Source organism: Bacillus sp. AFS040349 (genome assembly GCF_002577655.1).
In the GTDB taxonomy this organism is placed as follows: domain Bacteria; phylum Bacillota; class Bacilli; order Bacillales; family Bacillaceae; genus Metabacillus.
In genome coordinates this window covers 1-11180 of sequence record NZ_NUMC01000087.1, presented here as the reverse complement: position 1 = coordinate 11180, position 11180 = coordinate 1, and the positions used below count along the sequence as shown (strand labels likewise).

Sequence of the window (11180 nt, the reverse complement as noted above, 5' to 3'; positions counted from 1 at the left end):
TGTCGAGGAAGTATTTATAGTATAAAGAGCCACTGGTGAAGTGGCTCTTTATTTTTTGAAAAATAAATTGTCGCCTTTGACAATTTAAGCTTATTAATTGTACGAGAATTACTTTACTGTTTAAAAGATATTTTATAAGTTGACATTATACCCCTAGTGGTATAAGATTTAATTTGTAAGTATTAGTTACTAACGAGGTAGCTTACCAGAATGTATCTTTGATTTATATAAAAGAAATTTAGGTAAAGGAGGTATTGAGATGGAATATAATGATCAAATGAAAAATAGAGTAAAGCGAATTGAAGGTCAACTTAGAGGTATTTTACGTATGATGGAAGAAGGAAAAGATTGTAAGGAAGTTATTACGCAGTTGTCTGCAACAAGAACAGCGATTGATCGAACAATCGGGGTTGTTGTTAGTTCAAACTTAGTTGAATGTGTTCGTCATGCTGAAGAAACTGGAGAACACAGTACAGAAGAATTAGTGAAAGAAGCTGTAAATTTACTTGTAAAAAGTCGCTAAATAATAGGTTGACACTCTTTTTTATTTATACTATTATATACCCGTAGGGGTAAAGGTAATTAAAATTTAGGAGGATTACTCAATGAATATAGATAAAGTTTTAGATGCAAAAGGTTTAGCTTGTCCAATGCCAATCGTAAAAACAAAAAAGGCTATGAATGAATTAGAATCTGGTCAAGTATTAGAGATTCATGTAACAGATAAAGGAGCAAAAAATGATTTAACTGCTTGGGCTAAGTCTGGTGGTCATGAGTTTTTAAAGCATGTGGAAGAGGATCAAGTATTGAAATTTTGGATTAAAAAAGGATAAAAAATTTTAAAGAATTAGATACCCTTAGGGGTAGAGGGGGAACGACTGTGACAGAAAAGAAAAAAACAACGATTGTATTATTCAGTGGTGATTATGACAAAGCAATGGCCGCCTATATTATTGCGAACGGTGCAGCTGCCTATGATCATGAAGTAACAATCTTTCATACATTTTGGGGATTAAATGCTTTACGTAAAGATGAAAATATACAAGTGAAGAAAAGTCTTATGGAAAAGATGTTTGGCAAGATGATGCCTAGAGGCGCAGAAAAAATGGAATTGTCTAAAATGAACTTTGCTGGCTTCGGTCCAAAAATGATCAAAGATGTGATGAAGAAGCACAATGCAATGCCTCTTTCAAATTTAATTGAAATGGCACAAGAACAAGAGGTGAAACTAGTAGCTTGCACGATGACTATGGATTTACTAGGCCTTAAAGAAGAAGAACTGTTAGACAATATTGATTATGCTGGTGTTGCAGCATACTTAGCAGATGCAGAAGAAGGAAATGTGAATTTATTTATCTAATTAATATAGGGGATACTCCCCTAAGTATGTAGGGAGGAAAATAAGGTGGAATACATCAACTATATCGTCATTGCCCTTTTCGTACTTTTTATCTTGAACAGGATTATCCCTGCTAAAGGAGTAAAACATATCTCGACAGTTGAATTGAAAAATGAATTAAAAGATAAAAATAAGCAGTTTGTTGATGTGAGAACACGTGGTGAATTTTCTGGGAATCGCATTAAAGAATTTAAAAATATCCCTCTTCATGAACTCAGTCAAAAAGCCAGGAATGAATTATCTAAAGACAAAGAAGTTATTGTGATCTGTCAAAGTGGTATGCGAAGTCAAAAGGCTAGTAAAATGTTGAAAAAATTAGGATTCACCAATGTAACAAATGTAAAAGGCGGTATGAGCGCTTGGAGATAAAAGGAGGCTATTAAAATGAAACAATTTAAGGCAAAAGAAGTAGAAAATATGTTAACTCAAGGTCAAAGTGTAAACATCATTGACGTGAGAGAAGTGGAAGAGGTGGAAGCTGGGAAAATTCCTGGTTCTATTCATATTCCATTAGGGTTATTAGAATTTCGTATGAATGAACTGGATAAGTCAAAAGAATATATATTGGTTTGTCGATCAGGCGGTAGAAGTGGTCGTGCATATCAGTTCTTAGAAAACCAAGGATTTAATGTGACTAATATGACCGGTGGAATGCTTGACTGGGAAGGCGAGACAAACTAATTTTTTTCGCAAAAAAATACCCTGTTGGGTAAAGGGAGGATCTTTATTTATGAACTCGTTAAAAACAGATTTCTTAGTAGATGCAAAAGGGTTAGCGTGTCCAATGCCAATAGTAAGAACAAAAAAAGCAATGAATGAAATCGAAGCAGGGCAGGTCTTAGAGGTTCAAGCTACAGATAAAGGATCAAAGGCTGATATCCAAGCATGGGCAAAAAGCTCCGGTCATCAATATCTTGGTACTCTTGTAGAAGGGGATGTTCTAAAACATTACCTACGGAAATCTTCAAATGACGATACGATTGAAAAAAAACATCCACATGTAACAAGTAATGAAGAACTAGAGAAAAAGCTAGAAGCAAGAGAAAACATTGTAGTGTTAGATGTAAGAGAATCAGCTGAATATGCATTTAACCATATTCCTAACGCAATTTCTATTCCGTTAGGTGAATTGGAAAAGCGTGTAAGCGAGTTGAATCAAGATGATGAAATCTATGTTGTGTGTCGTACTGGAAGTCGCAGTGATCTCGCATCTCAAAAATTAGCTGAAAAAGGTTTCGCTAAGGTTAATAATGTAGTGCCTGGTATGAATGAATGGTCTGGAATTACTTCCAACTTAACTAAGTAAAAAGAATAATTAATTTATTATGTTATTGAGTTAATTTCATAATTATGACTCTTTAATCAAAAAACGAACATTTTCCTTCACCTTGAACATGTTAATAATCAACAACACGGATAAAAACATTAATATATGTGAAATTCATACGTTTTTTGGTAACAAATGATACATTATGAAATTGATTCTATTAAAAGAATATAAGATAAATTTTTTTGAACTATAACATACCTGTGGGGGTAATTTGGATGGCGGTTAAAGCGATGACTTCAAAAGAAGTAACAAAAAAGGTTTTTAATAAAGAGGCATTATTTATTCTTGACGTTCGTAATAAAGGTGATTTTCAAGATTGGAAGATTGAAGGAGAAAACTTTGATTATCTTAACATTCCATATTTCGATTTACTAGATGGTGTAGAAGAAATTTTAGAAAGTATTCCTTCAGATAAAGATGTAATAGTTGTGTGTGCGAAAGAAGGATCTTCGATTATGGTAGCAGAAATGCTTTCCGAAGAAGGTCTAGATGCTTCTTACTTGGCTGGCGGTATGAAAGCTTGGAGCGAACACTTAGAGCCTGTGAAAATAGGAGAGTTAAAAGATGGCGGCGAAATTTATCAGTTTGTTCGTATTGGAAAAGGATGTTTATCATATATGGTTGTTTCAGATGGAGAAGCGGCAATAATTGATGCGACTCGTATGACTTCTACCTATCTGAACTTTGCAAAAGAAATTAATGCAACGATTACTCATGTATTTGACACTCATCTTCACGCGGATCACATTTCAGGTGGTCGAGTAATCGCGGAGAATACTGGTGCAACATACTGGTTGCCACCAAAGGATGCGACAGATGTAACATTCGAGTATAGCCCATTACATGGCGGCAATACAGTGACAATCGGAAATACTGCCATTGATATTCATGCCTTATATTCTCCAGGCCACACAATTGGCTCAACATCATTCGTTGTGGATTCATCCTACTTGTTATCAGGAGATATTCTTTTTATTGATTCAATTGGCAGACCAGATTTAGCAGGAATGGCTGAAGATTGGGTGGCAGATTTAAGAGAAAGCTTATATTCTCGCTATCGTGAACTTTCAGAGGATTTAATTGTATTACCTGCGCATTTCATGATCATCGACGAACTAAATGATGATGGAAGTGTGACAGAAAAATTAGGAACTTTATTTGCGCAAAACCATGGTTTAAATATTGAAGATGAAAATGAGTTTAGGAGGCTAGTAACTGAGAACTTACCGCCACAACCGAATGCGTATCAAGAAATACGCGAAATAAATATGGGGAAAATCACTCCAGATGAACAAACACAACGTGAAATGGAAATTGGACCTAATCGTTGTGCGGTTCGTTAAAGACCTAAGCACATAAAGGGAACCTTTAAGGAAGGTTCCCTTTTCTAAATGGGAGGTAACAAGCATGGATATCGCTTTTATTATAACGATCTTTTTAATCGGTTTTGTAGGTTCTTATATTTCAGGTATGCTAGGAATTGGTGGTTCTATTATTAAATATCCAATGCTATTATACATTCCACCTTTATTCGGTTTGGCAGCTTTTAGCGCTCATGAAGTCTCGGGTATTAGTGCTGTTCAAGTATTTTTTGCGACCATTGGTGGTGTTTGGGCATACCGTAAAGGTGGATATTTAAACAAAACACTCATTATTTATATGGGAACAAGTATTTTAGTAGGTAGTTTTATAGGTGGATATGGGTCAAAACTAATGTCAGAAGGTGGCATTAATCTTATATACGGTATTCTAGCTTTAATCGCAGCAGTGATGATGTTGATTCCTAAAAAGGGGATTGACGACACTCCGTTGAAACAGGTGAAATTTAACAAGTGGCTTGCAGCAATCCTAGCCTTAATCGTTGGTGTTGGAGCAGGGATTGTTGGTGCAGCTGGAGCATTTTTATTAGTACCAATCATGTTAGTTGTCCTAAAAATTCCAACTAGAATGACGATCGCCTCTTCCCTTGCTATTACTTTTATATCATCTATTGGAGTAACTGTAGGAAAAGTTACCACTGGGCAAGTAGATTACGGTCCAGCTGCTATTATGGTAATTGTAAGCTTAATTTCATCACCATTAGGAGCTATGGCAGGGAAAAAGGTAAACACAAAAGTTCTCCAAGTTATTTTGGCTTTATTAATCTTTGCAACGGCTATTAAAATTTGGATAGACATTATTTAGAAAAAGTAAACCCGACGGTACGGTTCAAAACGAATTTGAACCGTATTTTTATGGGCTATTATGTAAACATAAAATGACTTAGTAGGGAACGAGTTCTTTTTGTTGATTATATAAGTAAATTATTATATATTAATATGCGGATAAAGTTTAGGGGGGAATGGTTGTTGGAAACTACAATTGAATTAGAGAAAACAGCATCAATTCTGAAACTATTAGGTGATAAAACACGACTAACAATGGTAAAAATGTTAGATTCAAATGACTGCTGTGTTTGTGAATTTGTTGCTATTTTTAAAACTAGTCAGCCGGCTATTAGTCAACATCTACGAAAATTAAAAGATGTTAGCATTGTGAAAGAGTTGAGAAGAGGTCAGTGGATTATCTATTCTCTGAATAAAGATAGTGACTATTATCCAGTCGTTCAAAGCCTGCTTCAACACCTTCCGAATCAAGATTACCGTATTAAAGAATTAGAAGATCAAGGACTACGCATCACATGTGAATGAATGGAGGATGACGAATGACATCAGTATTTCTCGCATCCATTATCTTTTTAATCACACTTACCCTAGTTATATGGCAGCCTAAAGGACTATCTATTGGTTGGTCTGCATGCGGTGGTGCTGTTTTAGCACTACTTGTGGGTGTTGTAGATTTTAAAGATGTGTTGGATGTAACATCTATTGTCTGGAACGCAACTTTAGCTTTTATTGCTATTATCATTATTTCTCTTATATTAGATGAAATTGGTTTCTTTGAGTGGTCAGCTTTACATATGGCAAGGGCGGCTCGTGGAAACGGGGTAAAGATGTTTATTTATGTAAGTATTTTAGGTGCAATTGTTGCAGCATTTTTTGCAAACGATGGAGCTGCCTTAATTTTGACACCAATTGTTCTAGCTATGGTCAGAAATTTAAATTTTAGTGAAAAAATGGTCTTTCCATTTATCATTGCTAGTGGCTTTATTGCTGATACAACATCGCTTCCATTAGTCGTTAGTAATTTAGTAAACATTGTATCAGCTGACTTTTTCGGAATTGGATTTGTTGAATTTGCATCTCGAATGATTATTCCTAACTTTTTCTCATTAGGTGCAAGTATTTTAGTATTATTTCTATTCTTCCGGAACAGTATTCCGAGAGACTATGACCTATCACAATTGAAAAAGCCTGTAGATGCCATTAGAGATGAACAAATGTTCAAGTTATCTTGGCTTGTTTTGGGAATATTACTTGTTGGGTATTTTGCAAGTGAATTTATTGGAATTCCTGTATCTATTATTGCTGGTATAATAGCGATTTTCTTTTTAATTATGGCTAAAAAAAGTCCTGCAGTTAACACAAAAAACGTTATCAAAGGTGCCCCTTGGGCAATTGTATTCTTCTCAATTGGTATGTATGTAGTTGTTTACAGCTTACGAAATGTTGGATTAACAGATGTTTTAGCAGACTTAATTCAAGCTACAGCCGACCAAGGATTATTTGCTGCAACAATAGGCATGGGATTTATTGCGGCAATCTTATCTTCTATTATGAATAACATGCCTACTGTTATGATTGATGCCTTAGCTATTTCAGATACGAATACATCAGGTGTCATAAGAGAAGCACTTATCTATGCCAATGTCATTGGTTCTGACTTAGGTCCTAAGATTACGCCAATTGGATCACTTGCTACTTTATTATGGTTGCATGTTTTATCATTAAAAGGTGTAAAAATCTCTTGGGGGACATACTTCAAAACAGGAATACTCTTAACCATTCCAACATTGTTTATTACACTTGTTGGCTTATATATCTGGTTACTTATCATTCATTAATCTACTTAAAAAGGAGCAACTATCATGTCTAAAAAAACAATTTACTTCTTATGTACTGGAAACTCTTGCAGAAGCCAAATGGCAGAAGGATGGGCAAAAAAACACTTAGGTGATGAGTGGGAAGTGAAAAGTGCAGGTTTAGAAGCACATGGCCTAAACCCCAACGCAGTGAAAGCAATGAATGAGGCAGGAATTGATATTTCAACTCAAACATCTGATGTAATTGATCCTGAAATTTTAAATAATGCTGATTTAGTTGTTACATTATGTGGTCATGCGGCAGATAATTGCCCTGTAACTCCTCCGCATATTAAACGTGTACACTGGGGATTTGATGACCCAGCAAAAGCCGAGGGGACAGATGAGGAGAAGTGGGCATTTTTCCAGCGTGTTCGAGATGAAATTAGTGAAAGAATTGAGAGGTTTGCAAAAACAGGAGAATAATTGTTCATTCTAATAAAGAAAAAGCCGTGAGAAATTCTCGGCTTTTTCTTTAATATATTAACCACAACAAGTATGAACGGTGTCTACTTCAGTGTCTTCTTTCGTTAAGAAAAATTCCCATTCGTGTCCATCGGGATCAGTGATCCAAAATTTATCCTGCCTTGCATAACAACAAGTTGTATTGTTTTCACTACGTGAGAAGAATCCTTCCTTTTCTAATCTTTCTTTATGTTGATTTAACTCATCTGTACTGTATATTTGGAAACCAAAGTGATTTATATGATTACCCTCAATACGATCTACTTGTCGTAACGTAAAGTTTAGGCCTGGATCTTCCAATAAAAACTTCACATAATCTTGTTTTACCTTTACAGGTTTTGTACCAAAGATCTTAGAATAAAAGACAAGGGAAGCGTCTAAATTTGTTACATTTAAACCAATATGAATTTTCATTATTAAACCTCCTGTAACAAAATAATTTGATTAATTTATCAAAAAAAATTGATTTATAGTACAAAAAATTTTTATCAGCAAGTAGGTCTAAATAGGCAACAGAGCTCTGCTGATAAAAGGTGGTTTACTTCTTCTAGATTAAGTTTGTAAAAGTTAAATGTACCTCTTGTTTCTTTTAAGATGAGGTTGGCATCTAAAAGTATTTTTAAATGGTATGACAGCTTTGATTGTGTCATGTTTACCATTGGTGCAAGATCATTAACGTTAATTTCACCTTTTTGTGTAAGAAGGTTCATGATTTGTAGTCTCTTTTTATCAGCAATTGCTTTAAATTTTCCCTCGTACATTTCAAAGGTTTTTTCTAAAGAAACTTGTAAGTTTATTTCTTCTTTCATGGAAACACCTTTTCTTAATCAATTTTTTTTGATGGTTTAATCATATATCCAAAAATTACAACTGTCAATATAATTCATCAAAAAAAATTGATGTTTAAGAAATAAGAGAGATATCTTTGTGTGTAATATATTTCTTATTTAAGGAAACAAATAATAAAAAAAGTCGAGGTTGAAGATGCAAAAGGATTATTTAAAAAACAAATCAAAGCGCCATGTCATGACCTATATTGATTCATTTACTATTAATTTTCTACACCCCCGGAATCCATGGGTAAATGCTTGGTGGACTGCTGCATTTCCGGGCTTGGGACATCTTATGTTATGTAAATATCTTGTGGGCTTTAATTTGTTATTTTGGGAAGTATTTATTAATAATAAAGCAAAAATTAATACAGCTATTTATTATTCCATGATTGGTGAATTTAACACGGCCTCAGCCGTTCTTAATCAAAAATGGTTTTTAATGTACATCACTGTCTATGTGTTTACTATTTGGGACAGCTACACAAGAACGGTCCAGTTAAACAAAAGGTATACCCTTGGCATGAGGAAGGATTATGATTTAGTGGCAACAAATATCTCGGGACTCGAGCTGAACATTTTGGTTAAAAGGCAACCAATACATGCTTATGTTTGGTCATTTTTAGCACCAGGATTCGGGCATCTCTATATTAATCGTATAGTAACATCTATCATTTTTATTGTAGGTTTTGTCATTATTACCTATTTTTCTAATTTACTACCGGCGATTCAAAACACGATGATATTCGATTTTGAAGCTGCAAAGAAATGCTTGGATGTTCAATGGTTTTTATATATTCCTTCATTGTATGCTTTTGTGTCTTACGACGCCTATGTGAATACAATTGAATATAATAAAATCTATGAGCGGGAGCAGGCAGGTTATTTTAAGAGTGATTATCAAAGCAAGCGCTTTAAGTTTCCAATTTAATTTGAGGTGGAATAAAGTATGTATGTTGTAGCTTCGTTTGAGTTTTCTGATGGTTTGGAAATAGCTGTTGCTGATCTAGAAAATGAAGGAATCAAAAAAGAAGAAATATTAGTTATACCATTAGATAAAAGAACTGAAAATACGAGGCTATTTGATTCTATTTACAGCTCTGATGGGAAGAGTTTAGTTGATTTTGCGGCTATCTTGGGAGCGATATTTATGCTAATAGGCGGGATTTACGGGTTTGTATTACCGATAGGGCCAATTTTTTGTGCACTTATAGGTTTAGTAGGAGGCTTATTAATCGGTTTTCTATTTGATTTGTTATATACAAGGCACAAGACGAAAAATGTTTTAACAAAAACGAATCTTACCGAAGTTTTTGTTATGGTTCATTGTCAGGACGCTCAAGTTGATAAAGTTAAAAAGGTGTTATGGGATCAATTTGCATTAGGAATTGCTACGTTAGATAGAGAAGAGAACATAGAATGATTTCCTCAAGTTACCTACAAAATTTTTTATCCGCTTTGTCTCTGATTATAAAAATCATGTTAAAATTAGCTTGGCAAAGACAATATTCGGAGGCAAATGATATGAATAGATATAACAAGATATTAATGATAATGTTAATAGGTAGTCTTATAACAGGCTGTGCAAACACTGATCTTGAAGAAAATCATGAAGATCATGAACAACACGGCACAATATCTGATATTCGTGAGGAAACGGCAAGTATTGATGTTTTACCAGCCTTTTTAGCCGATAAGTCTGAAGATATGCAGACAATCTATAAAGCATCAGCAGCACATCGAGAATTACTTGAAAACATTCCTTGTTACTGTGGATGTGGTGAAACAGCAAATCATAAAAATAACTATGATTGTTTTGTGTTTGAAAATAAGGAAGACGGTGCAGTTGTTTGGGATGATCATGGAACAAAGTGCGGAGTATGTTTAGAAATAGCTGCTCAATCCATTGTTGACTATCAAAATGGAAATACAGTAAAAGAGATACGAGCAAAAATAGATAATATGTATAAAGAAGGTTACGCAAAGCCAACTCCTACACCTGAAGTATGATCATAAGATAATAATCAAAAGAGCTAACAAGTAGTTAAATTTGTTAGCTCTTTTGTATGATTAAGCTTCAAGTACAAATTTTTTGATAGCATGGGCAACACCATTTTCATTGTTCGTAAGTGTTACAACATCAGCCATTTCTTTAACAGTTGGATCGCCGTTCCCCATAGCAATTGATAAGCCTGCTGTTTCAAGCATAGGAACATCGTTGAAGTTATCTCCAATTGCCACTGTGTTTTCGATTGGGATGTTAAAGTATTCAGCCATTACTCGTATTCCGTTCCCTTTATGTCCGTTTGTATCCATAATTTCAATGTTAAACGGACCAGACGTTGTAATCGAAATTCCTTCAAACTTTTCTAATGAAGAAATGAGCTCTTCTTTCCCAGAGATGGTTGGGATAAAGAATTTTTGAATAGTAAGATCCTCAATCGCTAACACCGGTTCTAACTCATCAAATATTTTAATACTATCCGTTTCCTTTGGTTGCTCCGTCATAAGCTTATATTCTTTAGGTGTTAAATGATTTAAGATTTCTTGATTTTTTTCAAGGAATGAAAGCATTCGTTCAGACCATGTAGAAGCAACAAAAATCCCTTTATTACTATAAATTTTAAATGGATATTCTTTTTGGTTAAGGACTTCTGCTACATTTTTGACAATATCTTTGTTTATTGAGATTTGACTTAATAGTTTTCCGTCCGCGATAACCATTGTGCCATTACTTCCGGCAACAGGGCATTGTAGTGGAGTTTTATCAATTACCGTCTTAATATCTTCTGGTGCTCGACCTGAACAAATCATAACAATGTGACCTTCTTGTTGAGCAGTTTGAATGGCTTGAATGTTTTCAGCTGAAATATCAATATTAGACGATAATAATGTCCCATCTAGATCAATTGCGATTAATTTTTTCATCTCGTTTCTCCTTTGCTTTATATTCAATATGTATGTAGGATCTAGTATTCACTCAATTATTTATTATGACATATTTTCATTGAAATCATTAGAAAAACGTTTGAAAAGATAATAAAATTTAAAATATCTATTGATTTCTTTTTCTTTTTATTGAAAAAAAGATATACTTGCACTTAGAAGAAAGTACATGGTAGTGTCAAAAGATTT

General features: G+C 34.2%; 17 protein-coding genes. 14 read left to right on the top strand and 3 right to left on the bottom strand.

The annotated features are described in order from the left end of the window. The first annotated feature begins 259 nt into the window (after nt 1–259). The 11 genes from COD11_RS18655 to arsC all read left to right on the top strand — a co-directional run bounded on the left by COD11_RS18655 (nt 260) and on the right by arsC (nt 7176). On the top strand, nt 260–523 hold the full coding sequence (locus COD11_RS18655; RefSeq protein WP_098798396.1) for a metal-sensitive transcriptional regulator: 264 nt from the start codon (nt 260–262) through the stop codon (nt 521–523). A gap of 82 nt (nt 524–605) precedes the next feature. Next, a complete protein-coding gene (locus COD11_RS18650; RefSeq protein ID WP_098798395.1) occupies nt 606–833 on the top strand; it encodes a sulfurtransferase TusA family protein in 228 nt (75 codons plus the stop codon). A 47-nt stretch (nt 834–880) separates the two neighbouring features. After that, nucleotides 881–1360, top strand: a complete 480-nt coding sequence (locus tag COD11_RS18645) for a DsrE/DsrF/DrsH-like family protein (RefSeq protein WP_098798394.1) — start codon at nt 881–883, stop codon at nt 1358–1360. Nucleotides 1361–1405: 45 nt separating this feature from the next. Continuing rightward, the gene (locus tag COD11_RS18640; RefSeq protein ID WP_098798393.1) at nt 1406–1768 is read left to right on the top strand and encodes a rhodanese-like domain-containing protein; all 363 of its coding nucleotides are present in this window, start codon (nt 1406–1408) and stop codon (nt 1766–1768) included. A gap of 15 nt (nt 1769–1783) precedes the next feature. Beyond that, nucleotides 1784–2080: a rhodanese-like domain-containing protein gene (locus COD11_RS18635; RefSeq protein WP_098798392.1), complete on the top strand. Its 297-nt coding sequence runs from the start codon at nt 1784–1786 to the stop codon at nt 2078–2080. Between the two features lie 49 nt (nt 2081–2129). Continuing rightward, nucleotides 2130–2705, top strand: coding sequence for a sulfurtransferase TusA family protein (locus tag COD11_RS18630; RefSeq protein WP_098798391.1), 576 nt, complete (start codon nt 2130–2132; stop codon nt 2703–2705). Nucleotides 2706–2944: 239 nt separating this feature from the next. Beyond that, the gene (locus COD11_RS18625; RefSeq protein ID WP_098798390.1) at nt 2945–4072 is read left to right on the top strand and encodes an MBL fold metallo-hydrolase; all 1128 of its coding nucleotides are present in this window, start codon (nt 2945–2947) and stop codon (nt 4070–4072) included. Nucleotides 4073–4136: 64 nt separating this feature from the next. Further along, nucleotides 4137–4913 (top strand): sulfite exporter TauE/SafE family protein, encoded by a 777-nt coding sequence (locus tag COD11_RS18620; RefSeq protein ID WP_098798389.1) that lies wholly within the window; start codon nt 4137–4139, stop codon nt 4911–4913. Nucleotides 4914–5047: 134 nt separating this feature from the next. Then, on the top strand, nt 5048–5419 hold the full coding sequence (locus tag COD11_RS18615) for an ArsR/SmtB family transcription factor (protein ID WP_442920013.1): 372 nt from the start codon (nt 5048–5050) through the stop codon (nt 5417–5419). Nucleotides 5420–5433: 14 nt separating this feature from the next. Beyond that, nucleotides 5434–6732 carry an arsenic transporter gene (locus COD11_RS18610; protein ID WP_098798387.1) on the top strand — a complete coding sequence of 433 codons (1299 nt, stop codon included), beginning with the start codon at nt 5434–5436 and terminating at the stop codon, nt 6730–6732. A gap of 24 nt (nt 6733–6756) precedes the next feature. Next, nucleotides 6757–7176, top strand: a complete 420-nt coding sequence (gene arsC, locus COD11_RS18605) for an arsenate reductase (thioredoxin) (protein WP_098798386.1) — start codon at nt 6757–6759, stop codon at nt 7174–7176. A gap of 57 nt (nt 7177–7233) precedes the next feature. Here the strand turns inward: arsC and COD11_RS18600 are convergent, their stop codons facing one another. Together COD11_RS18600 and COD11_RS18595 are read right to left on the bottom strand one after the other, a co-directional pair. Then, nucleotides 7234–7632, bottom strand: a complete 399-nt coding sequence (locus COD11_RS18600; RefSeq protein WP_141549709.1) for an ArsI/CadI family heavy metal resistance metalloenzyme — start codon at nt 7630–7632, stop codon at nt 7234–7236. Between the two features lie 71 nt (nt 7633–7703). Continuing rightward, the gene (locus COD11_RS18595) at nt 7704–8024 is read right to left on the bottom strand and encodes an ArsR/SmtB family transcription factor (RefSeq protein WP_098798384.1); all 321 of its coding nucleotides are present in this window, start codon (nt 8022–8024) and stop codon (nt 7704–7706) included. Nucleotides 8025–8199: 175 nt separating this feature from the next. Here COD11_RS18595 and COD11_RS18590 point away from each other — a divergent pair, with 175 nt between their 5' ends. The 3 genes from COD11_RS18590 (at nt 8200) to COD11_RS18580 (ending at nt 10055) form a co-directional block, all read left to right on the top strand. Then, nucleotides 8200–8976 (top strand): hypothetical protein, encoded by a 777-nt coding sequence (locus COD11_RS18590; RefSeq protein ID WP_098798383.1) that lies wholly within the window; start codon nt 8200–8202, stop codon nt 8974–8976. Between the two features lie 18 nt (nt 8977–8994). Beyond that, a complete protein-coding gene (locus tag COD11_RS18585) occupies nt 8995–9468 on the top strand; it encodes a hypothetical protein (RefSeq protein ID WP_098798382.1) in 474 nt (157 codons plus the stop codon). A 101-nt stretch (nt 9469–9569) separates the two neighbouring features. Further along, a complete protein-coding gene (locus COD11_RS18580) occupies nt 9570–10055 on the top strand; it encodes a PCYCGC motif-containing (lipo)protein (protein ID WP_098798397.1) in 486 nt (161 codons plus the stop codon). A gap of 60 nt (nt 10056–10115) precedes the next feature. On the opposite strand, the gene COD11_RS18575 is transcribed toward COD11_RS18580, so the two are convergent. Then, nucleotides 10116–10973: a Cof-type HAD-IIB family hydrolase gene (locus COD11_RS18575; RefSeq protein ID WP_098798381.1), complete on the bottom strand. Its 858-nt coding sequence runs from the start codon at nt 10971–10973 to the stop codon at nt 10116–10118. Nucleotides 10974–11180 lie beyond the last annotated feature (207 nt).